The organism is Hyphomonas oceanitis SCH89 (genome assembly GCF_000685295.1).
In the GTDB taxonomy this organism is placed as follows: domain Bacteria; phylum Pseudomonadota; class Alphaproteobacteria; order Caulobacterales; family Hyphomonadaceae; genus Hyphomonas; species Hyphomonas oceanitis.
This window is the reverse complement of sequence record NZ_ARYL01000043.1, coordinates 1-22,460: the sequence shown is the minus strand read 5'-3', so window position 1 is coordinate 22,460 and position 22,460 is coordinate 1. Positions and strand designations below refer to the sequence as shown.

Genomic DNA, 22,460 nt, shown 5'->3' with positions numbered 1-22,460 from the left:
GAGGAGACGGGGCGGACCATCCCATTAAACAGCTGATGGCCTCGGAATGCGCACGCGCCGACGTAGCTGAACGCCGCCGGATCTGGATCCACCATCGCCAGCCCTTTATGCGCCGTTCGCCCGGCCGGCTGGTGTTCATCGATGAAACTTCGGTGAACACCAAGATGGCGCGTCTGCGCGGCCGGGCGCGATGGGGCAAACGGCTGAAAGCAGACGCTCCGTTCGGCAAATGGGGTACCCAGACCTTCATCGCTGCCCTGCGCTGCGGAGAACTCACCGCACCCTGGATTATCCCCGGCGCGATGGATCGATCCGCTTTCAATGTCTATGTCGAAACTCAACTTGCTCCGACCCTGCAGCCCCGTGACGTGGTGATCCTCGACAACCTCTCGGTCCACAAGAGTGCCTACGCCGACGAGATCATCCGATCCCATGGCGCATGGCTGTTGTTCCTGCCGCAATACTCGCCCGACCTGAACCCGATCGAGCAGGCCTTCTCGAAGCTGAAAGCCCATCTGCGGGCAGCCGCCGCACGGACCTTTGACGATCTCGAAGCCGCAATCGGTAGTATCTGCAAACTCTACGAGCCAGATGAATGCTGGAACTACTTCAAGGCCGCAGGCTATGCGTCAGATTAAAAGCATGGTGCTCTAGCAGGCGCGGGCCGTAGACCAGACAAAAGCCTGCTAACGCCCCAAACCAGATCAATGCAGCGACAGGGTTGAGGCTCGTCTGAAACGATATCGGCAGGAAAGTTGCTCCGACCCTGAGAAGGGCGGCTAGATTGATCAGAAAGTATATCATAACGGTCCCAGATCCTGCCACAAGAGCGCGTCCCGTATGACCGAGACTTGACCGCGTCATAACCGCGAGTGTCATCACGCCGATGGCCCCGGCACCTGCCGCATGAATCCCTGCTACACGCGGCACGATCTCCGGAACGATGCTACCCAGTCCTAGCAAGAGCAACGCCACCGCAGCCCATGCATACCCGACATGCAGGATCAAGACGAGCGGCTCGGCCAGGCATGCGTAGCCTCGCCAGCGTGCAAGCCGCAGGACGTTCAACCCGCCCGCCAGGACCATTCCAACGGCCGCAAACCTGTGATCACCCGCAAAAACCCACGCCGCAAGCGCTACAAGCGAAAAAACCAGAACAGCCGCGTCGAACCTGCCATAGGCCACAGGTGGAGGCGCACCGCGCCTGGCAAGCCAGTTGCGGGTGAAACTCGGCGTGATGCGCCCGCCGATCAGCATGATCATGAACAGAAGCGTCGCCAGACCGCCATTGATCGCGATGCGGGGCAGTCCGCCCGATGACAGATGCAGATAATGAAACCCGGCATTGGCCAGGGCAAGCGTGGTGACCGCAGCAGCTACCTTGATATTTTTTGTGTTACGACCTACAATGACTTCACGCCAGACCAGTCCGGCGAACAGGAAAAGAAACGCCGCATCGACCGTCGCCCCGATCCAAGCCGGATCGGTCTGCACGAGCAGGGCGACACGCCCTGCGACCCATACCAGAACCAACACAATGAGCGGTGTCCCGCAGACAGGCAACCGGCCCGTCCAGTTCGGAATTGCGGTCAGCAGGAATCCGGCCACCACAGCGGCCCCATAGCCGAACAGCATTTCATGAACATGCCAGACAAGCCCTGCCTCGAATGGCAACGCCCCGGGCCCGAATGAATAGGTCACAATCCACAACGGAACAGACACGGCCGCCCAAACAGCGCCCAGCAGGAAGAAAGGCCGGAACCCGAAGCTGAACAGGGCGAGCCCCGTATAGGCCCGAACCTGCGGGGCTGTGCTTGCCATTTCAATACCTCCGGTGGTCAGTCATCATCCGCATTTCGAGTGACCGCATTCGAGACAGGTATCACACCCTTCCTTGCGTACGAGCGCCTTCTGCCCGCACTTTGGACAGCAACTGGCCGATGTATCATGTGCAACATCCGTGGCCGGGTCTGTGTGTCCGAGATGCTCCGCCACGATCCGCCCGATGGCGGCGGGCAGTGACGGAACATAGCGTCCATCCATGAACGCGCCGCCTTGCGGGTCGAACACGGCCTGCAATTCTTCGGCAACAAAGCTGACATCTCCGCCACGCCGGAACACGGCAGAAATCATGCGTGTCAGAGCGAGCGTCCACGCATAGTGCTCCATATTCTTGGAATTGACGAATATCTCGAAGGGCTGGGTGCTCTGCCCCTCCTCGGAATCGTTGATCGTTACATAGACCGCATGAGCAATGGGCGGCCATTTCAGCTTGTAGGTCGCGCCGGTGAGACGCGCTGCGCGTGGCAGCAATCCTTGTTCGCCCAGCGGGCTTGCGACGGAATCGATCATGCTCAGAACGGATCCCGTGATCGCATTGGGCCGGTATGTCGTCAGCCCTTTGCAGCCACGACGATATCCGTCGAGGTATATGTCCTTGAAAGCATCGAAATCGATTCCGGCCGGACAATTGACCGTCTTCGAGATCGAACTGTCGACATGGCGCTGGGCCGCGGCCTGCATGCGCACATGATCGGCTGGCGCAAGCGTCTGTACACTAACGAATATGCCTTCCGGTGGCGATACCTCGCCATGCAGGCTCTTCCACAGCGCCAGCGCGTAATCGGTCACGGCTTCGTCACGGGTCGAACCATCTGCCTGCTTGACCTTGCGCATATAGGAAAAGGCGAATACCGGCTCAACGCCCGAAGATACATTGTCGGCCAGAAGCGAGGTCGTCCCCGTCGGGGCGATTGATGTCAGGCACCCGTTGCGCAGACCATGCGCCGCAATGAGCGAGCGGGTCTCGTCATCCAGGCTGAGCAGATTGGGACGGTCAAGGATGGCGCAATCGTAAAGGGGGTATGTCCCTTTTTCCTCGGCAAGTCTGGCGGACGCACGATAGGCTGCGCGCTTGATTGCTCCAAGCCAGATATCCGTTTTTGCCAATGCCTCGGGCGATCCATAGGTCGCGCCGCAGAATATAAGCGCATCGGCAAGACCTGTAATGCCAAGACCGATCCGCCGCTTCGATTTCGCTTCGCTTTCCTGCGCGGCGAGCGGAAAGCGGGAAATGTCGATCACATTGTCGAGAAATCGGACCGCTGTCTCCGTCAGGTGCTCAAGCTGGTCTACGTCCAGTGCTGCCTCCTGCTCGAACGGCGCACTCACCAGACGGGCGAGATTGATCGATCCAAGCAGGCAAGCCCCATAGGGTGGCAACATCTGTTCGCCACACGGATTGGATGCCGAGATGGTCTCGATGTCGGCCAAGTTGTTTTCCGCATTCACCCTGTCAACGAAAATGACGCCCGGTTCAGCCGCATCATACGTTGCCTGCATCAGGCGATCCCAAAGATCGCGCGCCGCCACGGTGCGATAGGATGTTCCCGCATGCTTGAGAGTCCAGTCATCCCCAGATTCAAGCGCCTGCATGAAGGCATCGGTGACGAGCACGGACAGGTTGAAGTTTCGAAACCGTTCTCCGTCGCGTTTGGCATCAATAAACGTTTCAATGTCGGGATGATCGATACGAAGGCACCCCATCATCGCGCCCCGTCTTTGTCCGGCGGACATTATCGTCCGGCACATCGCGTCCCAGGTGTCCATGAAGCTGAGCGGTCCGGACGCGTGAGCGCCAACACCCAGAACCGGCGCGCCAGACGGTCGGATGGTCGAAAAGTCCATACCGACCCCGCCGCCCTGCTGCATCGTGATCGCGGCTTCACGCAGATGCTCGAAGATGCCGGGCAAATCGTCAGGAATAGTGCCCATCACGAAACAATTGAAAAGAGTCACATTCCGGCCGGTCCCGGCACCAGCAAGAATGCGGCCTGCCGGTATAAACTGGAAATTGGTGAGCGCGTCGCGAAACCGGGATGTCCAGACCTTTCTCTTCGCAGGCTTTTCAGCTTTGGCGACGGCGCACGCAACACGATCAAACGTCCCCGCAAGATTGCCGTCTTCACCCGATGCGGACCGGAACCGGTATTTCTTGTCCCAGATTTCTTCGGCAAGCGGTGTATCGAAGGGCATCAGTTTCATCCTCTTGGTTCTGAGTGCAACAGACTTTGGAAGCTGTCTGATTCGGCGCGGCGTTTTGGAGGGTGCGCGCCCCACTCATCTGGCAAAAAAATGTCATCTCCATGCTTGATCTCCATCAGCTGCCTCGTCATCGAAATGATCCGCGTCAGAAATCTAGCACTGTGACGTCTTCGCCCGGTACTAAAGCTGGCGCGCCCGGTTCGCGACGGATCAGGACGTTACTATGAGCAAGTGTCATCTGGCTGGAGGAATCCTGCGATATGGCAAGTGTGACACCCGCTTCTGTGCGCAGGGCGCGCAGAAATGTTTCCCGGTCACCTGTTTGCGGCAAAGCATCCAGACAGCAACGAGACCCAAAGGCGAGCGTGTCCATGGGATTCCTGCCCGACAGACCCGCAAGGAGCGGTGCGAGGAAAAGCCTGGCGGTGACGAGCGCCGAGGTTGGATTGCCTGGCAGGCCGAGGATCAGTCGCCCGCCTACTTTTGCCAACCAGACCGGTTTACCAGGCTTGATCGCCACTTTTGGAAACACATAGTCCAAGGGCTCGCTAAACATCTCACGGGAATAATCTTTCTCACCCACCGACGCACCGCCGATCACGACGACCAGATCGGCGTCTGCGAGCGCCGAGTTTGCCGCTGGCCTCAGGATATCTCGGTCATCTGGCAGACGAAGAGATCTCAGAACCTGAGCGCCGCCCCCCCCTGCGAGGCTATGGATGCCAAACGAGACGCTTTCTGGAATGGCACCTGCGCGTTCGTGAGCATGACCGGGGGCGGCCAGCTCATCTCCTGTCGCCAGAATGACGAGACGTGGGGCACGGAAGACCTCCACATCCCTCCGGTCAGCTGCCGCTGCAGTGGTCATCGAACGCCAATCAAGTCTGTGCCCGGCTTGCAGCAAGACATCTCCCTTCCGGAAATCGGATCCGGCCATACGGATATTGCGTCCCGGCCCATAGGGACGCAATACACGCGCCTTATTAGCGTCCCGTTCAATGTTTTCCTGAACGATCACCCGGTCAGCCCCCTCTGGCACAGGTGCTCCTGTGAATATTCGACAGGCCGTTCCCGGTGTCAGCACGATGGACGGATCCGAACCCGCAAACGATTCACCGCATACTGGCAGGTTGAAAGGGACCGGCTGCATATCAGCGTCCCGAACCGCATAGCCGTCCATGGCTGAAACGTTCTGAGCAGGCATGCTGGAGCGTGCCATCAGCGGCGCCGCCAGAGTCCGTCCGGCGGCCAACTCAATCGGCACGCGCTCCGACCCCAGTGGCAAGGCGAGCGCGACAATCCTGGCGACAGCCTCCTCGAACCCGATCATGACGCATCATCCGGAGCGGTCCAGTCGCCGGATCTACCTCCGCTTTTCGCCGTCAGGCGTATCGCTTCGATCACCATACCCCGATCAACAGCTTTCAGCATGTCATAGAGCGTCAGACAGGAAACACTGACGGCGGTAAGCGCCTCCATTTCCACACCCGTCTGACCAGACGTACGCGTTTCGGCGCTGACTTTGAAGCCGGGCAATGCATCGTCCATTTCTATGGTGATGGACACATTGCTGAGGGGCAAGGGATGACAAAGGGGGATAAGGTCATGGGTCTTCTTTGCCGCCATGATGCCCGCGAGTTCCGCTGTCGTTATCACAGCGCCCTTGGGTGCACGATTTTCGCGCACAAGGTTGAGTGTCTCCGGCAGGCATCGGATCTGCCCGTGCGCGGTCGCGCGGCGCACAGATACGGCTTTGTTGCCGACATCCACCATATGCACACGCCCCTCGGCATCGAGATGGGTCAATCCGGTCATGGGCAAATTCCCCGATAGCGTTCGATCTGTCCGACCAGCGAACACGGCCGGTAGCGACTGTTCAGCTCGAAGGCAAAAACATGATCCCACGCATCCCGACACGCGCCGGTAGAACCTGGCACGCAAAAAATGAACGTCTCGCCGGCCTGTCCGGCAAAGGCGCGCGACTGCAATGTCGAAATCCCTACCGTGCCCAGGCTGACATGGTGAAACACTGTCGAAAAACCATCCATCTCGCGGGAGAAAAGCGGGCGGATCGCTTCTGGGGTTACATCCCGCGGCGAAAAACCCGTACCGCCCGTCGTGAGAATGACATCAATGCCCGGATCCGCCACCCAGCGCGCCACCGTTTCGCGGATTGCGCTGACCTCATCCTTTACAATCTGGCGGGCGACGATTGTGTGACCGGCCGCACCTGCACGCGCGATCAACAAGCCACCAGAAGTGTCCGTCGCCTCGTCGCGCGTGTCCGAGACCGTCATCACGGCAAGGTTAAGCGGGTAGAATTCCAATGTTTCATCAATTCTGGCTTTGGTCATGATTCCATCTCGTTCGGTCGTGTTGATCTCTTTGGGTGGGCTCGATCCAGCGGGATCCAAACGCCCCCTCTTCGCGTTTCCAGAATACGGCATCAGTCTTGAGCCGGTCCATCAGGTAGTCTGCAGCGAGAAAAGCGTCACGCCGGTGGTCGCCGGCGACGGCGACAAGCACGATGGTTTCGCCGGAAAGAATTACGCCGCAGCGATGCACTACTGTCACTGCGCGCGCTGCGAACCTGTCGGCGCCAGCCTGCGCAATCTGGTGCAGAGAAATTTCGGTCAAGCGTGGATGCCACTCCAGCACGAGCCGGTCCAGTGGTTCGCCGCCTTTGGTTTCAGGCCGCGTGATGCCCTGAAAAGAGACGATGGCACCGGCACCCTTTGCCGAAACAGAAAACCGCGCGAGCGCGTCTGCTACGTCGAACGTCTCCTCCGTCAAAATCGCGCTGACCGGAACGGTTCCCGGCAATTGTCTCATCGTCATCCCCTCATCACAATGTACCATGGGCGCCAAGCAAGGCCGCGCCGATCGTGACCGCGCTGACTATCAACAAGATATAGTGGCCGATCTGTACCCGGTTGAGCGTTCGCACAGGATCAACAGCGACGGCCGCCTCGAACCAATTGTGTAAAAAGAGGGGTTCGAAGACGAACAGGACCAGCGAGAAGATCAGCCAGATCGTGACCATCGCGTGCATCCACCAAAACCCTGGATCAAGGAACCGGCCCCAGGCCGCAAGGGAATGGGTCATATAGAAACCCGTCAATCCCGCCAGCGTCACCGACAGCTTGGCCTGCCAGGAAAAAGCCGACTCCACGCGAGAAAACAGATCGGCCTGATCTGTTGGTGCCACAAACTTTCGAATGCCCGGCAAGAGCACCAAGGTTACGAATGACACGCCGCCGATCCAATGAACAATTGCCAATACATGCAAGGCCCGGGCAATACTCATGTCCAGCATGGCTCTGTCCTCAACCTCCCGACAGGACGCTCATGAACATCAGATCGTCTCCAGGCATGACCCTGTGGTCTTCCATAACGATCTTGTCATTGACGGCGGCGCGAATGGTCTGGTCGAGAATGAGCTCAGTCTGGCAGGCTTCCGCAATTTCCTGTCGAATATCCGCAACACATAGCCCGGACGCAGGAACCGCGATATCCGTCGTCTTGCCAATTGGATCCGAGATTTTCCCAAAAAAGCTGATTCTCATACTCTTACTCTTTCACGCGGCGCAACGACCAGTTCCGAAAAGGATACCAAAGACCATTTCCGAAGAAGGTCTGCCTCAAGTGTTCAATTTGTCGCCCGAGTGCATCGACATTTTATCAAGCCCACCAATAGTCGCGGAAAACTTGCCGACGTATGACATCGATCATTCGCCCGCCCGATTTTTGCAGGCCACGAGCCAAACAAAAGTATTAGGCGCACGGCGAGACCACGGATATTGCGTTTCGTGAGTTCGGGCTTCGCCTCGCACTGGAAAACTCTGTCCTGCAGGATGACGTCCCGATATTTAAACCACGCTATCTGTCGTCCGCTATTAAAGGTACCGGAATTTGACTCCTGTCGGGCCTCTCCTGAATTGGGGGGAGGATTTTTCTGGCACCCGTACTCTACACGATGAAATGGGGCGCGCGCGCCAGATCGCCGCCGCATGCAGCCTTCTCATTCTGGCCAATTCTCTCTCGGGCCTTGCAGGCCCGGTCATGAAGCGACACGGCACTGCCCTCTTGTCCGTCGCTGTCCCGTACTGGCCTCTGCCTCTGGCCGGATTGATCGGTGGTCAAGCGGGCTCATGGCTGGCTGGACACGCACTCAAGCCCATGGTCATCAAAAGACTGAATGCCATCCTGATCCTCTAGGTCGCGGCGCGGCAGCTTTAGCGTTGGATCCATCTGGTCGGAATCCTGTCGTCGGACGGACGGCGCAAAATCAGCGGGCAGCTATCAATTGGGCATCGCGCGTTCAATCAGTCGCTGCTGATCGACGCTTTCACACACGTCGCCATACAGAAATCCCGAACGATCTTTGGCAAGTCGCTGACGACAAAATGCCTCGAACACGAAATCGGGAGCCGATTGAAAAAGCGCGGCCGCTTGCAGAGCAAGTGCGGCACTCTGCGCGAATGCGCGCGCTGCACCCTCATGTAAGCCGCCTGGACGCGAATATTCTTCCAACCGGGCACAGTGTTGATCATAGTCGGGATGCGCTCCGCGGACGAGGGCCAGTTCTGTCATCACAGCTTCCAGGCTGGATGGCGCGCGCGCGAGCGCGCGCAATATGTCCAATGCGATGACATTGCCCGACCCTTCCCAGATCGCGTTCAAAGGCGATTGGCGGAACAGGCGCGGCATGGGTCCTTCCTCAACATAGCCGGCACCTCCGAGACATTCGAGTGCCTCATAGACAAAGCCTGGTTGGCGTTTGCAGACCCAGTATTTGGCAACCGGTGTGGCCAGCCGGACGAAAGCAGCCTCCGAATCGTCCGTCCCGGCCTGATCGAGACTTCTGCCCAGTCTCAGCGCCAGCGCCGTTGCCGCTTCGCTCTCGATTATCAAGTCGGCCAGTACGGCACGCATTGCGGGCTGATCAATCAGCGTCTTTTGAAACACCCGGCGGTGTGACCCGTGCCAAAGGGCCTGCACGAGCGCGGCTCTCATACCGCCCGCCGAACCAAGAACACAATCATAACGTGTGTGCTGCACCATATCGATGATGGTCCGCACACCGCGGCCTGACTCGCCAAGCTGCCGGGCCCAGGCGTTGTGGTATTCAATTTCGGAGGACGCGTTCGACCTGTCGCCGAGCTTGTCCTTCAACCGCATGATATGTATCCCGTTGCGCGTGCCATCAGGACGCCAGCGCGGGACCAGGAAACAGGTCAGCCCATCATCCGAATAGGCCAGCGTCAGGAACGCATCGCTCATCGGCGCGGAGCAAAACCATTTGTGGCCGGTCAGGAGGTAGGCGCCGTCGCCGTCAGGAACGGCCCGTGTCGTGTTCGCGCGCACGTCGGAACCGCCCTGCTTTTCCGTCATGGCCATGCCAATCGTGACGCCGCTCTTCTCGTCAGCTGGAATCATCCGGGAATCATAACTGCTGGCCTTGACGCGGGGCACCCAGATGTCAGCCAGGTCGCGGTCTGTCGCCAGAGCTGCAACGCTGGAATAGGTCATCGACATCGGGCAGGTTACGCCGGGATCAGCTTGCCCCATCAGGATCATCATGACCCCATGGGATACATGGCCGGCTTCAGGCTGTGTCCAGGCACTCGCCGATATGCCGGAATCAAGTCCAAGCTTCATCAACTCGTGATAGGCCGGATGAAATTCGACCTCGTCGAGACGGCGGCCAAAACGGTCAAATGTTCGCAACTCCGGCACATGCCGATTGGCCTGACGCGACAGCGCCTGCACGTCAGCAGATCCGCATTCTGCACCAAAGTGCGATAGCTGATCATGATGCTCTGCGCCGCCGTTCGCGGCGACTGCGCCGATCAGGGCCCGGTCCGTGTCGAACAGGTTCACGTTCTCGAAAGGCGCCGCCTGGTTGGACACGACATGCGTGGAAAGTTCAGAAAGGGGCGCGCGGTCAGACATCGGATTGCGAAATTCTCCACTTCATCTTGAATACTATTCTAGACCCGGGACGATACGGGGTCAAAGTGTCGACAGGCGACCACCATTTCCCCGCTTTCAGTCTGGCCCGGGGCTCACAGCCTGAAGACGCCCCCTCTTTCATTCGCTCGGACGCGTATCGGAGCGTCGCACGTCGAGGCTCGCGGTCGCATAAAATTCAGGCGGCCTGAAACTCCTCGTCATCCGGTTTGAGGCCGGCTGAAGCTTGCCCGTCCAATCCCGAAATATCGGCATGTCTTGCTCACATCTCCGATCTTCTCGGCATGCTCCAGAATCCGAAGTTCGCGTTGAATCTCGCATTGTTCACTGGTCATTGAAAACACCTTTCTGTCCCTATCCCGGGATTAAAAAGGGTGTCTCGCTGAATTGTACATATCTACAGACTTGCAAAGACGAGCCGCTATTGCTCCGATGTCCAACATGACAATGCCAATAGACCCTATCGAAAAGACCTCTGCAGATCCTTCAGCTTCGCTGCGCCGGGGTTCAATTCGCTGTAGGGGATCTGGTTGAGGGGGCGTGGTCCCGTATTCTTTCGGGCGTGCATGTCGGGCAAGTCCTCGTTGATGTAGAGGAGGCCAGTGAGAATTTCGTCCTTGCTCTGGCCTTCCAGCACTTTGGCAAAGGCGCCCGCCCGGTCGCGAGGATCGTAATCGCTATCGAGCTTGCGCAAGCGAATGCGGCTGCCGTCGTGCATTTCGACAGGCATCAGCTCGCCTTCCTCATAGGCTGTTATTATCTCTTCACTCGGCGGCACGAAATCGGCGTGCACGGCCGGGTGGAAATATTTGTAGGTGTGCGCGTAGGATTTGGTGGAGCCCTTGTGATCGTTAAACGTCACGCATGGCGAGATGACGTCGATCACGGCAAAGCCTGTGTGTCTGAGCCCGGCTTTGATCAGCGGGATGAGCTGTTCGCGGTCGCCGGAAAAGCTGCGCGCCACGAAAGTCGCGCCAGTGGCCAGAGCAAGGGCAGCAGGATCAATCGGTGGTAGCTCGTTGGCGCCGCCTTTCTTGGCGACTGAGCCAATGTCTGCGGAGGCGGAGAACTGACCTTTGGTCAGGCCGTACACGCCATTATTGTAGAGCATGTAGAGCATGTTTACGTTGCGCCGGATCGCGTGTGCCATCTGGCCGAGACCGATGGACAGACTGTCACCATCGCCGGAAATGCCGATATAGGTCAGGTCAGAATTTGCCGCGACTGCGCCGGTGGCAAAAGCCGGCATCCGGCCATGCACGGTGTTGGCGCCGTGCGCATCGGACATGAAGTATGTCGGGCTTTTCGACGAGCACCCGATTCCTGAGACTTTGACCGCCATGTGCGGCTCGACCGACAATTCGAAAAAGGCGCGGGCCAGAGCTGCATTGACGCTGTCATGCCCGCACCCAGCACATAGGGTCGACGCAGTGCCGTCATAATCAGCCCGGACCATGCCGAGCGTGTTGACCGGCTCTTGCTTGCGGCGGATTTTTGGTTTGACGAAGGAGGTCATGCGATCTTCCTTACTTTCACGGCGGTCTGGATTTCATCATAGACGAAGCGGAAATTCAGCGGCTCGCCAGAATAATGCAGGATCGCAACAAGTTTTTCCTTCGGCGCAGTGGTCTCGGCAACCAGAAGCCCGCGCAACTGCGCGTCGCGGTTTTGTTCGACCACGAAGACCTGCTCGTGCGCATCGATGAAAGCCTCGACTTCCTTTGAGAAAGGGAATCCCCGCACACGCATATAATCGACCGGGATGCCGGAGGCTTCGAGGCGGTCGCGCGCCTCCAGAACCGCGGGATCCGAGCTGCCGACAGCAATGATGCCGCAGCGCGCTTTCGAACGGGCCGAGATGGTGATTGGGGCAGGAACGGCTTCGGCAGCGCTTTTCCACTTTGCCAGAAGACGGTCGACCACCTCTTTGTATTCGGGGCCCTTTTCTGTGTAGCGCCCAAATTTATTGTGTCCCGATCCACGAAGAAAGTAAGATCCCTTGGGATTCGTTCCGGGCAAGGTGCGATACGGGATAGTGTCGCCGTCTACGTCAAGATAGCGATGGAATGTGTCGAGGCCATCGACCTCTTCTGCCGTCAGGACTTTGCCACGATCCGGGATGTAGGTGTCGTCCCACGTTAGCTCATCGACCATCCAGTCATTCATGCCGATATCTATGTCGGACATGAAGAAGACCGGGGTCTGGAAACGCTCGGCAAGGTCCAGCGCATTGACCGCCATCTCGAAACACTCTCGTGGATTAGCGGGAAAGACGAGGATGTGGCGAGTGTCCCCGTGCGAGGCGTAGGCGCAAAGCTGAATATCGCACTGCTGGGTGCGGGTCGGCATGCCGGTCGATGGGCCTACCCGCTGAATATCGAACAATACCATCGGCACTTCGGCATAATAGGCATATCCGATAAACTCGCTCATCAGTGAAATGCCGGGGCCGGACGTGGGTGTGAAGGCACGGGCGCCGTTCCACGAGGCGCCGATGGTCAGACCGGCTGCGGCCAGTTCATCTTCGGCCTGAATGATGCAAAACTTGTTAAACCCGGTTTCCGGATCAACCCGTAGCTTGGCACAATATTCGGCAAAGCCATCCATCAACGAGGTCGACGGTGTGATCGGATACCAGGCTCCGAATGTTGCGCCGCCATAGACGCAACCAAGCGCTGCGGCGGTATTGCCGTCGATGATAATTTTGCCCTCTGTCTTGTTCATTGACATGACGCGGAAGGGTAGCGGGCATTCGAAGTTTTCACTGACATAGTCGAAGCCGAGCGCCAGCGCCTTCATATTGTCTGGGACCAGCCTTGGTTTGCTGGCGAACATTTCTTCAACCAGCGCCTGGATGACTGCCATGTCGAGGTTGAGCAGGGCGGCGGCTGCGCCGACATAGGCCATGTTCTTCATCAAAACACGTGAGCGGGCGACGGCGAAAGCGTCGTTACACATCCGTGACAAGGGGACACCGATGACAGTGACATCGGTACGTGCCGTTAGCTGTGGGCGTGGCCAGGTCGAATCGTACATCAGAACGCCGCCTGGCGTCAGCTCCGCAACGTCGTCAGCATACGTATCGGGGTTCATCGCCACCGACAAATGGACATTGCCATCGCGTCCCCCATAGCCATCGCCGGTGACGCGAATTTCGTACCAGGTCGGCAAACCCTGAATGTTGGACGGGAAGATGTTTTTGCCGACAACCGGCACGCCCATGCGGAATATTGTCTTCATCAAGAGACCATTGGCGCTGGCAGACCCCGTACCATTGACGGTCGCGACCTTGATCACGAAATCATTGACAGATGGTCCGTTCATTCCGCAGCACTCAACTTTTGCTCACTGGCGTGATGGATTTTGATGACACCTTCCTGCATATCCCACGCCGATGTCGGGCAGCGTTCGGCGCAGAGACCGCAATGCAGACAGATGTTTTCGTCCTTGATCATCACACGACCGCTAAACGATAGCGGGGCAGATGTGAACAAGGCTTGATCGGCGTTTGCCGCATGCACGATGTTGCGAAGGTCAGCTTCAGAAGCCTGAGGCGTGATGGACAGGCACTCAACCGGGCAGATGTCGATACAGGCATCGCACTCGGTGCAAAGCGGCGCGTCGAAGACGGTATGCACATCGCAGTTCAGGCAGCGCTCGACCTCAGTCGCGATCTGTTCCGCCGAAAAGCCAAGTTCAACTTCGATATCAAGTTTCTTGAACCGGTCGACCAGCGCAATATGCTCCATCTTGCGGCGGTCAGAGGCATCATACGCGTTTGAGTAGCGCCATTCAAACATGCCCATTTTGGCCGATTCGAACTCTATCTCGTCGGGGGAGCGGACGCTAAGGTCTGCGCCATGGCAATATTTGTGAATTGAGATTGCGGCTTGATGACCATGCTCAACGGCCCAGATGATGTTCTTGGGGCCAAATGCAGAGTCGCCGCCGAAGAAGATACCGCGCCTTGTCGACTCAAATGTCTTCTCATTGATAACTGGCACATCCCATTTGTCGAACTCAATGCCAGAGTCTTTTTCGATCCACGGAAATGCGTTCTCCTGGCCGATGGCGAGAATAACATCGTCACATGGGATCATGACGTCCCTTGCAACACGCTGGTCGGTAATGCGGCCGGTGTCGTCCACGTCGTATTCCATGACGTCGAACATCATGCCGATCAGTTTGCCATTCTCCGTCACGAATGATTTTGGCGAATGATTGACTGTGATATCCACACTCTCTTCTTCGGCGTCTTCGAGCTCCCATTCGGAGGCCTTGAAGAAGGCGCGCGGTTTACGGGCCATGACTTTGACCGATTTTGCTCCAAGGCGCAGCGAGGTGCGACAGCAATCCATTGCGGTATTGCCGACACCGATGATCAGGACGTTTTCGCCAATCGCGTCAATATGATCGAAGGCGACTGATTCGAGCCAATCGATGCCAATGTGAATGCCTTCCTTCGCATCCCGACGGCCAGGCAGATCGAGGTCCTTGCCCCTGGGCGCACCGGTGCCGACGAAGATGGCATCATATCCCTCGGTCTGGAGTTGCTTCATGCTCTCAATGGCTGCGCCAAGTTTTAGGTCGACGCCCATTTGCAGGATGTATCCAAGCTCTTCCATCAACACGTCTTCGGGCAGGCGGAACGCCGGAATGTTGGAGCGCATCAAGCCGCCTGGCTTGTCGAGCTTTTCAAAAATTGTACATTCATAGCCCATCGGGGCAAGATCGTTTGCGACAGTGAAGGATGCGGGCCCTGCACCAATCAGCGCAATGCGCTTGCCGTTGGACTGTTCCGGCTTTTTGGGCAGACGGTCGGTGATATCATCGCGGTGGTCGGCCGCGACGCGCTTCAGACGGCAAATTGCGACCGGCTCTTCCTCAACACGCGTGCGGCGACAAGCTGGCTCACAGGGGCGGTCACATACGCGACCAAGCACGCCCGGAAACACGTTAGACTCGCGATTGAGCAAGTAGGCGTCGCCATAGCGGCCTTGCGCAATCAAACGAATATAGGCGGGGACCGGCGTATGTGCCGGGCAAGCCCACTGGCAATCGACGACTTTGTGGAAGTAGTCGGGATCCTTGATATCGGTAGGTTTCATGATGCCCCGTTTTCAATATCGGAAGCGTAGCGGCAAAATTTCAGGCTGCAATGAGAAAATCCGCCGCGCCCGTACCACGGTCAGAAGAGCTCGTCGGAACTCTCCCTCCCTGCTCCGTGGACCTCGTTTCAAGCGGACCGACCAGTGGCAACTATAGCCAGAGAACGCTCGGCAAGAAACGATCGACTATTATGCTCTGGGCAAATCATTTCGCCTGAGCACACCACTCCAAGCCCGTTTTACCTGATATTGCCTGCTCAGGCCGTGCGGTGACTGCCGGCACACCAAAAACCCTCGGGCCACCGCGATCCGCGCGCCGTCTTCACCTCGCCTATGGGTCCCAGGCGAACCGCCAGAAAACCGGATCCCAGGATACTCGCAGATATTCTGAGGGGCACCATGACCTGACGCGTACAAGCTGCCTGAGGCTGAAGACAGACAACACGCGGAAAGATCGAGGCCTGAAACATGAATTCCACTTTGTATCGCACGTTGATTGCTGCAACGGCGCTGTCCAGTATCTTATCGGCTAACGCGCAGGCCCAGCAAACGACGACAGGTGCCGATCAACAGGCTCAGGCCCTGTTGGAGCGCATAGAAAAGCTTGAGACTGAACTGGGAGACTTGCGAGCCAAAGTTCTGGAATCATCCCTGACAGCCACAAAAGCGGAGACAACTGCGCTCAATGCTGTTGACAGAATAGCAGGGGTAGAAAATCAGACGGATCTGATTGCGGACAATACCAGACCAAGCGAAGCGCCCGATACGAAATGGCATTTAGCCGGATATGCCGATGTTGGTTTTTCAGGTGGCGATATGCCGGGATCGGATAGTTTTTTAAGCGGAAAACTCAATCCCGCCTTCCATTTCCAATATAAGGATCTGCTCGTCTTCGAGAGCGAGTTTGAGTATTCGACGACGAATGATGGTGAGACAACGAGTGAACTCGAATATTCCCAGATCGATCTCATATTGAATGATTATGCTGTTCTTATAGCGGGCAAGTATCTCAGTCCAATCGGGCAATTTCAGGAGCGTCTGCATCCAAGCTGGATCAACAAAGTTCAAGGGGCACCCGCTGGATTCGGACACGATGGGGTGCAACCGTCGAGCGATACTGGATTGCAATTGCGTGGCTCGATACCAGCAGGCGCAACCCGCTTTACCTACGCTGTCGCGGTCGGCAACGGCCCTCGCACGACTTCCGAAGGTGGCGTGGCGCTTAAAGGGACAGGGGCCGATGACAACGGCGATAAATCTGTTGGCGGACGTATAGGCTTTTTCCCTCTTCCGTATCTTGAAGTTGGCGGGTCCTATCTGACGGCCAAAGTCAACGGAATTGGGAACGATGAACTTGTTTCTGTTGGCCCGAAAGACGCACGTTATGAGCTTTGGGGGGGTCGATGCGGCCTATACCAAAGGGCCGATCGCGGCGCGGTTCGAATACCTCAATTCGCAGCGAGGGACGTTATTGAGCGTCACCGATGATGACCCGCTCGGCTTGTTGCTGCCTCGGCTGAAAATGGAGGCCTGGTATGGGCAGCTTTCGTATCGACTGTCTGATGTGACCGACTCTGACATGATTCACAGGTTGGAGCCCGTCATCCGATATGGTGAGTTTGACATTAGCGGGCATCCCGTGCTCGCAGAAGAGAACGCACAAAATCGTCTCAATATCGGGCTGAACTATTGGCTCGCGCCGACAATTGTCACCAAAGCCGGCCTGGAATGGCGCGACTACAAAGTCCCCGGCGTACCAAGTGAAACCCGCGTTCAATTCCAGCTTGGCTATGGATTCTGATCTGCAAAAAAGGATGATGGTATGAAACTCTTTTCACTCCCGGCCCTCGGCATGACGGCTGCGCTACTGGTTGCCGGTCTTCTCGTTGCCTCACGGTCCGTCGCCGAAGGTGCGCCGAACTCAGAAACGGCCGCCCAGGCAGATCCAATGCAGATCGTCCGCGGCGCCAAAGCGTGGAGCGAAAATTGCGCGAGATGTCACAATTTGCGCTCGCCGAGCGAACTGACCGATGAAGAATGGGACGTTTCTGTCACGCACATGCGAATACGTGCCAATTTGCCCGCATCGGACACCGATGACATTCGAGCATTTCTTCAAGCCAGCAACAATTAGCGAACAAGATCACATGAAAGGGTCTTTCCGATGAATTTGCGATTCCCACGCACCCTCTGCATCGTCTTTTTTGCCAGCGGCGCCATGTTCCTGGCTTCTGGCGCCGAGGCTCAAGACACATCCGACACGGCTCGTGGCAAGGAAGTCTATGCCGGGACGTGCGTCGCATGTCATGGCCCCACCGGCAAAGGCACCATTCCCGGTACGCCAGATTTCAACAAGGCGAATGGCGTGCTATCTCAAGACGATGATGTCCTCACAGATCATATCATCAATGGATTCCGTGGTCGGCGCTCGGCCATGCCAATGCCCGCAAAGGGAGGAAACGCAAGTCTTACCGATTCAGATATCGACGACGTATTGGCATATCTGCATGAAACATTTGACCACGAATGATATCCAGTTGCCCGCGGCATTGCCGGTTGGAACTAGTATCGAAATATTCCGCGCTTGCGCCCAATACGAGCAGTCAGCGAGGCCGTTTGCGGTCAACGATGGGGCGCATGCGGATACGGGCTGTCCTTTGATGAAGATATAAGCATGCGCCATTTGTATTCATATCGATCAGCCGGAAAACGGATCACCCTTTTCGGTGTTCTTTTGGCTTTTGTCGTCATAGTCGCTTCTTCTTCATTGGCTTCGACCTCAACCTACTCGAAACGGATGGGAGTGGCTGACGCCTCTCACTCCCATGTTCAAACCGTTACCGTAAAAAGCGTGGAAGCGTGCGCATGCAGCAAAAGAAGCGATTACAGCGACAGATGCGATGATGACCACGAGACACCCTGCCCTGATTCCGACGCGTGCATGATGGCATGCTCAATCACCCGTTTGCCAGCCGACCTATTGCGGGACGTTCGCCACCTCACTCTTGCCCAGTATCCAACGGAATATCCTCATGACCAATCCGCGACATTAGGAGCATTTGTACGTTTGGAGACGCCTCCTCCCCGGCTATGACCTCCTTCTTGCCGCGTTGAGCGCGAATGCGAGCGCGTCTCTGTTTTTCGAAATAAACTTGAGTCATCCGAGGAAAAGCCAATGTCCCGCTTATTTCTGCCTGCTGTCGCTGCGCTGTCTGTCAGCATATCGGTGCTGCTGTTCGGCACTGATGCCAATGCACAAACACCTTTGACCTTACCTGAGACTGTCTCTCTGGCGCTTGGTGCCAATGACCCGAGCGTCGGAGCTTTTGAGCAGAAGGCCCAGGCGTTTGAGGATCGGGCGATCGCCGACAGCCAACTCCCCGACCCGGTCTTAAGTGCCCAGGTCGCCAATTTCCCGCTATCCAGTTTTGACTATAACCGCGAACCCATGACACAACTTAAATTTGGTCTGCGCCAGGAGCTTCCGAAGGGCCAAACCTTATCGCTAACGCGTGAAAAACAAAGCGCGCAGGCCAAAGGTATTCGTTTTGAAAAATCACTTAGAGAACAACAAATCATACTGGAGGCACGCCAGACATGGCTTGAACTCTATTATTGGCGCGATGCGCGCAGGCTGACTCTTGAAAGTCAGCAAAAAGTGGCTGAGCTTGGAGGCGTTGCCGAAGCCGTTTATTCCAGTGGACGCTCTTCCCTGCAGGACGTTCTCCGGGTTGATCTTGAAACCGTGTCGCTTGACGCAAAGCTCGTCGATATCGATCGCAATGAAGATATTGCAAGAGCTAATTTCGAACGGCTCTTGGGAAGACTGGACGGAGCCAGAGATCTCTCAACCGCGTTTCCGGTTCTCCCGATGGTTCAAAGCGAAGAGACGATAAGAGATAGACTGGCAATGCACCCCTCTATGAAGGCACTCGATGCCCGTGTGGATACAAAGAGCCGTGAAGTCGATATAGCAGCCGAGCAATTCAAGCCGGGGCTTAGCTTTGATGCACAGTACGGTCTTCGGGATTCGCGGTCGGACTTTGGCTCGATTGGCGTTTCGGTGTCACTCCCGCTTTTCTCGAAGAAGAACAAAGACTACGCCCTGAGCGCCGCGAAACGTTTGCGCTCTTCGCAAAAACTGGAACGCGATACGCAGGCTCTGGAGCTTGAGCGCTCCCTGCGCCGTAATTGGGCTCAATATACCCGTCTTGGCGAACGGATCGATCTTTATGAATCCGACGTGCTCGGGCGGGCCAGAGAAACAAGTGAAGCTGCCATGACCGCTTATGGTAATAATCTCGCCGATTTTTCAGAACTCGTTCGCGCCGAACTTGCCGTCCTGGACATCGAATTGACCTTAAGCAGGCTACGGATTGATCGCTTACAAGCTCAAGCCAGTCTGCTTTTTTTGAGTGGAGAATAACATGCGGACGTCAAAACCATTAGTCCTAACGGCTGTTTTTGGACTCGGACTTGGTGTCGGAATTGTCGCTATGATGTATTTCGCAGGATCATCCAACCCTTCCCGGACGTCGCAAGCTGCACTTGAAAAGCAACCGCTCTATTGGGCCGCACCGATGGACAAAAGCTACCGAAGCGATTCACCGGGCACGTCTCCCATGGGAATGGAGTTGATCCCTGTTTATGCCGATGAGGCAGGTGCTGATGAAAATCGCAACCTTGTGCGTATCAATCCGACCGTTGAGAACAATATTGGCGTTAGAACGGCAATTGTTTCATCAAGCGAGTCTCTCCCGGTAATCGAAACAGTCGGCACCATACAGATAGACGACGACAACACATCGGTCGTGGACGTGCGCACCGAAGGCTGGATTGAACACATGCCCGTCAAAGCTATCGGTGATGAAGTGAGAAAAGGGCAACTTCTGTTTCAGATTTACTCCAGGCCGCTGGTCAGCGCGCAGGATGAGTATCTGCAAGCGACACGAATGGGCAGTACGAATTTGATTTCTGCCACACGGTCTCGGCTGCTATCGCTGGGCATGAGTGAGCGCGCAATTCAAAATCTTCGCGAGAGCGGTCAATCAGAACGCCTGATGAATATCTATGCGCCCAGAAGCGGCATTGTTACGCAGATGGGTGCAGGCGAAGGCGGTTTCGTAAAGCCCGGAATGAATGTGCTCAAGATTGCTGATCTCAAATCAGTCTGGGCAATTGCTGACGTATTTGAAGACCAGGTACATCAAGTGCATCCTGGTCAAGACGTATCCATGCGGATGAGCGGCATGCCTGGGCGCGAATGGAAAGGCAAGGTTGAGTACATCTACCCCACCGTAAATGCCAAGGCACGAACGGTTCAGGTTCGTATCGGATTCGACAATGCGGACGGCCTCCTCAGGCCCGATATGTTCGTGCGTCTTCGTATCGAGACAGGCTCAGGTATGCCGACGATGGATATGCCGGGCACTTTGGTCATTCCACGTGAAGCGCTCATTCGGACCGGACGCACGGAGCGGGTCATACTGGCTTTGGGGGATGGACATTATCAGCCTGCCAAAGTCGTTTCCGGACAGGAAATTGGCGACGACATTGAAATCCTTTCCGGCCTTGGCGCCGGGGAAACAATTGTCGTGTCCTCGCAATTTCTTCTTGATTCAGAGGCCAGTCTGCGCGGGACGGTTCTGAGAATGACCCCGGGAGAACCTGAGAGTTCCGCTTCAAATTTGGAGACCTCGTCTGAAAAGTCCGGTGCCAAACAGGCAAGCGAAGTAGAAACCAAAGGGACGGTTGTTTCGGTTATGCAAGAGCACGGCATGGTGACGATTGATCACGCCCCCGTAGCGGCACTGGATTGGCCGTCCATGACCATGTCATTTGTCACAAAGCCAGACCTGCTCAAGGGTATAAACAAGGGAGATCATGTCGACATCACCATTCTGGTAACGCCGGATAGCAACGACAATTACGTCCTCTCCGATATCCAGAAAATGCGTATGGACAAGGGGGCCAAGCAATGATCGCTCGTCTCATACGCTGGTCGATTGGCAATCGCTTTTTGGTTATCCTTTTCGCAATTCTGCTCACAGTCTGGGGTGGATACACGGTCAAGAATACGCCGCTGGATGCGATACCCGATCTGTCCGATGTGCAGGTCATCATCAAAACCACTTTTCCAGGCCAGGCCCCTCAAGTTGTTGAAGATCAGGTAACTTACCCGCTAACCACCGCGATGCTCGCCGTGCCCGGCGCCGTAACGGTTCGCGGATACTCCTTTTTCAATGACAGCTTTGTCTATGTTATATTCGAAGACGGGACGGATCTATACTGGGCACGTTCGCGCGTTCTTGAATATCTCTCGCAGGTCGCCCCGACCCTGCCCGCAGCTTCACGTTCTGCCCTTGGACCAGATGCAACCGGGGTTGGGTGGGTCTATCAATACGCGCTTGTCGACAAAACAGGCGGTCATGATCTTGCCCAGCTTCGGTCCATACAGGACTGGTTCTTGAAGTATGAACTGCAAACCATAGACGGCGTGTCTGAAGTCGCGACGATTGGCGGAATGGTGAAGCAGTATCAGGTCGTGGTCGATCCTGAAAAACTTCGCACATATGGAATACCACTGGAGAAAGTCCAGTCGGAAATTGTGCGCGGTAATCAGGAAACGGGCGGGCGTGTTATTGAAATGGCCGAAGCCGAATATATGGTCCGGGCCTCCGGCTATATTAAGGGCATCAAAGACCTTGAGGTTATCCCATTGGCGGTCACCGAAAAAGGAACGCCTATTCTGTTACGTGATGTTGCGCAGATTCGTCTTGGCCCGGAACTTAGGCGCGGGATTGGCGAACTAAACGGCGAGGGAGAGGCCGTGGGCGGCGTAATCATCATGCGCTATGGCGAAAATGCCATGCGCACGATTGATCTCGTCAAAGAGAAACTTGAAACATTGAAGGAAAGCCTTCCTGAGGGGGTCGAAATCGTGACCACATATGACCGCTCATCACTGATTGAGCGTGCCGTGGACACATTGAAAGAGAAACTGCTCGAAGAATTCATCGTCGTGCTTCTGGTCTGCGCATTGTTTCTTTTCCACATCCGCAGTGCGCTTGTTATCCTTCTCAGCCTGCCTCTGGGGATTCTCGCGGCATTCATTGTCATGAATGCTCAAGGCATCAATGCCAATATCATGTCGCTTGGGGGTATCGCGATTGCCATCGGCGCCATGGTCGACGCTGCGATTGTCATGATTGAGAACATGCACAAACATATCGAGCGAACACCCCTGACCAGGGACAACCGCTGGCAAATTGTTACCAAGGCTGCCGTTGAAGTCGGGCCGGCCTTGTTCTTCTCTCTCTTGATCATAACATTCAG

Annotated in this window: 21 protein-coding genes and 1 pseudogene; 9 read left to right on the top strand and 13 right to left on the bottom strand. The window is 56.5% G+C overall.

The features are described 5' to 3' along the window. Positions 1-638 (top strand): IS630 family transposase (locus tag HOC_RS18130; RefSeq protein ID WP_206741606.1); only part of this gene is annotated, 638 nt, incomplete at its 5' end. Here the strand turns inward: HOC_RS18130 and HOC_RS18125 are convergent. From HOC_RS18125 to HOC_RS18090, 8 genes are all read right to left on the bottom strand, one after another. Further along, the gene (locus tag HOC_RS18125) at positions 610-1,821 is read right to left on the bottom strand and encodes an NnrS family protein (RefSeq protein WP_051625079.1); all 1,212 of its coding nucleotides are present in this window, start codon (positions 1,819-1,821) and stop codon (positions 610-612) included. The two genes, HOC_RS18130 and HOC_RS18125, sit on opposite strands and share 29 nt — an antisense overlap. A 24-nt stretch (positions 1,822-1,845) precedes the next feature. Beyond that, complete coding sequence (locus HOC_RS18120) at positions 1,846-4,035, bottom strand: adenosylcobalamin-dependent ribonucleoside-diphosphate reductase (protein WP_035541207.1); 2,190 nt, start codon at positions 4,033-4,035, stop codon at positions 1,846-1,848. A gap of 154 nt (positions 4,036-4,189) precedes the next feature. Continuing rightward, positions 4,190-5,374: a molybdopterin molybdotransferase MoeA gene (locus tag HOC_RS18115; protein WP_035541196.1), complete on the bottom strand. Its 1,185-nt coding sequence runs from the start codon at positions 5,372-5,374 to the stop codon at positions 4,190-4,192. Next, positions 5,371-5,859 carry a cyclic pyranopterin monophosphate synthase MoaC gene (gene moaC / locus HOC_RS18110; RefSeq protein ID WP_035541194.1) on the bottom strand — a complete coding sequence of 163 codons (489 nt, stop codon included), beginning with the start codon at positions 5,857-5,859 and terminating at the stop codon, positions 5,371-5,373. The genes HOC_RS18115 and moaC overlap by 4 nt, the downstream gene beginning before the upstream one ends. Further along, positions 5,856-6,398 (bottom strand): molybdenum cofactor biosynthesis protein B, encoded by a 543-nt coding sequence (moaB, locus tag HOC_RS18105; protein WP_035541192.1) that lies wholly within the window; start codon positions 6,396-6,398, stop codon positions 5,856-5,858. Before moaB ends, moaC begins: the two co-directional genes overlap by 4 nt. After that, complete coding sequence (locus tag HOC_RS18100) at positions 6,379-6,876, bottom strand: molybdenum cofactor biosynthesis protein MoaE (RefSeq protein ID WP_084146441.1); 498 nt, start codon at positions 6,874-6,876, stop codon at positions 6,379-6,381. The genes moaB and HOC_RS18100 overlap by 20 nt, the downstream gene beginning before the upstream one ends. 13 nt (positions 6,877-6,889) lie before the next feature. Beyond that, the gene (locus tag HOC_RS18095; RefSeq protein ID WP_035541190.1) at positions 6,890-7,360 is read right to left on the bottom strand and encodes a hypothetical protein; all 471 of its coding nucleotides are present in this window, start codon (positions 7,358-7,360) and stop codon (positions 6,890-6,892) included. Positions 7,361-7,370: 10 nt separating this feature from the next. Continuing rightward, the gene (locus HOC_RS18090; RefSeq protein ID WP_035541188.1) at positions 7,371-7,610 is read right to left on the bottom strand and encodes a MoaD/ThiS family protein; all 240 of its coding nucleotides are present in this window, start codon (positions 7,608-7,610) and stop codon (positions 7,371-7,373) included. 415 nt (positions 7,611-8,025) lie between these two features. On the opposite strand from HOC_RS18090, the gene HOC_RS18085 reads away from it, so the two are divergent. Beyond that, on the top strand, positions 8,026-8,262 hold the full coding sequence (locus HOC_RS18085; RefSeq protein ID WP_051625078.1) for a hypothetical protein: 237 nt from the start codon (positions 8,026-8,028) through the stop codon (positions 8,260-8,262). Between the two features lie 84 nt (positions 8,263-8,346). Here the strand turns inward: HOC_RS18085 and HOC_RS18080 are convergent, their stop codons facing one another. From HOC_RS18080 to HOC_RS18065, 5 genes and pseudogenes are all read right to left on the bottom strand, one after another. Continuing rightward, positions 8,347-9,999, bottom strand: coding sequence for an acyl-CoA dehydrogenase family protein (locus HOC_RS18080; RefSeq protein WP_035541186.1), 1,653 nt, complete (start codon positions 9,997-9,999; stop codon positions 8,347-8,349). Positions 10,000-10,232: 233 nt separating this feature from the next. Further along, positions 10,233-10,352: pseudogene (locus tag HOC_RS22735) on the bottom strand (IS481 family transposase); the annotation flags it as partial. A gap of 125 nt (positions 10,353-10,477) precedes the next feature. Next, positions 10,478-11,533 (bottom strand): 2-oxoacid:ferredoxin oxidoreductase subunit beta, encoded by a 1,056-nt coding sequence (locus tag HOC_RS18075; RefSeq protein ID WP_035541184.1) that lies wholly within the window; start codon positions 11,531-11,533, stop codon positions 10,478-10,480. Then, positions 11,530-13,341, bottom strand: a complete 1,812-nt coding sequence (locus HOC_RS18070) for a 2-oxoacid:acceptor oxidoreductase subunit alpha (RefSeq protein WP_035541183.1) — start codon at positions 13,339-13,341, stop codon at positions 11,530-11,532. The genes HOC_RS18075 and HOC_RS18070 overlap by 4 nt, the downstream gene beginning before the upstream one ends. Then, positions 13,338-15,125, bottom strand: coding sequence for an FAD-dependent oxidoreductase (locus tag HOC_RS18065; protein WP_035541182.1), 1,788 nt, complete (start codon positions 15,123-15,125; stop codon positions 13,338-13,340). The genes HOC_RS18070 and HOC_RS18065 overlap by 4 nt, the downstream gene beginning before the upstream one ends. Positions 15,126-15,593: 468 nt before the next feature. Between HOC_RS18065 and HOC_RS22240 the strand changes: the two genes are divergently transcribed. The 7 genes from HOC_RS22240 to HOC_RS18030 all read left to right on the top strand — a co-directional run. After that, positions 15,594-16,613: a hypothetical protein gene (locus HOC_RS22240; RefSeq protein ID WP_156950538.1), complete on the top strand. Its 1,020-nt coding sequence runs from the start codon at positions 15,594-15,596 to the stop codon at positions 16,611-16,613. Continuing rightward, positions 16,597-16,926: a hypothetical protein gene (locus tag HOC_RS18055; protein WP_156950537.1), complete on the top strand. Its 330-nt coding sequence runs from the start codon at positions 16,597-16,599 to the stop codon at positions 16,924-16,926. Before HOC_RS22240 ends, HOC_RS18055 begins: the two co-directional genes overlap by 17 nt. 21 nt (positions 16,927-16,947) lie before the next feature. Beyond that, positions 16,948-17,259 (top strand): cytochrome c family protein, encoded by a 312-nt coding sequence (locus HOC_RS18050; RefSeq protein WP_051625077.1) that lies wholly within the window; start codon positions 16,948-16,950, stop codon positions 17,257-17,259. A gap of 30 nt (positions 17,260-17,289) precedes the next feature. Next, positions 17,290-17,655 carry a c-type cytochrome gene (locus tag HOC_RS18045; protein WP_051625076.1) on the top strand — a complete coding sequence of 122 codons (366 nt, stop codon included), beginning with the start codon at positions 17,290-17,292 and terminating at the stop codon, positions 17,653-17,655. 645 nt (positions 17,656-18,300) lie between these two features. After that, on the top strand, positions 18,301-19,551 hold the full coding sequence (locus tag HOC_RS18040) for a TolC family protein (RefSeq protein WP_035541178.1): 1,251 nt from the start codon (positions 18,301-18,303) through the stop codon (positions 19,549-19,551). 1 nt (position 19,552) lies between these two features. After that, on the top strand, positions 19,553-21,106 hold the full coding sequence (locus HOC_RS18035; protein WP_084146440.1) for an efflux RND transporter periplasmic adaptor subunit: 1,554 nt from the start codon (positions 19,553-19,555) through the stop codon (positions 21,104-21,106). Beyond that, on the top strand, positions 21,103-22,460 hold a 1,358-nt coding region (locus HOC_RS18030), incomplete at its 3' end, for an efflux RND transporter permease subunit (protein WP_035541177.1). The genes HOC_RS18035 and HOC_RS18030, both read left to right, overlap by 4 nt.

What these genes read in the sequence shown, in the direction of transcription:
- HOC_RS18070 (WP_035541183.1), bottom strand. Translation starts at nt 13,341, where the DNA reads ATGAACGGACCATCTGTCAATGATTTCGTGATCAAGGTCGCGACCGTC.
- HOC_RS18045 (WP_051625076.1), top strand. Translation starts at nt 17,290, where the DNA reads ATGAATTTGCGATTCCCACGCACCCTCTGCATCGTCTTTTTTGCCAGC.
- HOC_RS18120 (WP_035541207.1), bottom strand. Translation starts at nt 4,035, where the DNA reads ATGCCCTTCGATACACCGCTTGCCGAAGAAATCTGGGACAAGAAATAC.
- HOC_RS18040 (WP_035541178.1), top strand. Translation starts at nt 18,301, where the DNA reads ATGTCCCGCTTATTTCTGCCTGCTGTCGCTGCGCTGTCTGTCAGCATA.
- HOC_RS18125 (WP_051625079.1), bottom strand. Translation starts at nt 1,821, where the DNA reads ATGGCAAGCACAGCCCCGCAGGTTCGGGCCTATACGGGGCTCGCCCTG.
- HOC_RS22240 (WP_156950538.1), top strand. Translation starts at nt 15,594, where the DNA reads ATGAATTCCACTTTGTATCGCACGTTGATTGCTGCAACGGCGCTGTCC.
- moaC (WP_035541194.1), bottom strand. Translation starts at nt 5,859, where the DNA reads ATGACCGGATTGACCCATCTCGATGCCGAGGGGCGTGTGCATATGGTG.
- moaB (WP_035541192.1), bottom strand. Translation starts at nt 6,398, where the DNA reads ATGACCAAAGCCAGAATTGATGAAACATTGGAATTCTACCCGCTTAAC.
- HOC_RS18050 (WP_051625077.1), top strand. Translation starts at nt 16,948, where the DNA reads ATGAAACTCTTTTCACTCCCGGCCCTCGGCATGACGGCTGCGCTACTG.
- HOC_RS18035 (WP_084146440.1), top strand. Translation starts at nt 19,553, where the DNA reads ATGCGGACGTCAAAACCATTAGTCCTAACGGCTGTTTTTGGACTCGGA.
- HOC_RS18115 (WP_035541196.1), bottom strand. Translation starts at nt 5,374, where the DNA reads ATGATCGGGTTCGAGGAGGCTGTCGCCAGGATTGTCGCGCTCGCCTTG.
- HOC_RS18065 (WP_035541182.1), bottom strand. Translation starts at nt 15,125, where the DNA reads ATGAAACCTACCGATATCAAGGATCCCGACTACTTCCACAAAGTCGTC.
- HOC_RS18075 (WP_035541184.1), bottom strand. Translation starts at nt 11,533, where the DNA reads ATGACCTCCTTCGTCAAACCAAAAATCCGCCGCAAGCAAGAGCCGGTC.
- HOC_RS18085 (WP_051625078.1), top strand. Translation starts at nt 8,026, where the DNA reads ATGGGGCGCGCGCGCCAGATCGCCGCCGCATGCAGCCTTCTCATTCTG.
- HOC_RS18100 (WP_084146441.1), bottom strand. Translation starts at nt 6,876, where the DNA reads ATGAGACAATTGCCGGGAACCGTTCCGGTCAGCGCGATTTTGACGGAG.
- HOC_RS18080 (WP_035541186.1), bottom strand. Translation starts at nt 9,999, where the DNA reads ATGTCTGACCGCGCGCCCCTTTCTGAACTTTCCACGCATGTCGTGTCC.
- HOC_RS18095 (WP_035541190.1), bottom strand. Translation starts at nt 7,360, where the DNA reads ATGCTGGACATGAGTATTGCCCGGGCCTTGCATGTATTGGCAATTGTT.
- HOC_RS18090 (WP_035541188.1), bottom strand. Translation starts at nt 7,610, where the DNA reads ATGAGAATCAGCTTTTTTGGGAAAATCTCGGATCCAATTGGCAAGACG.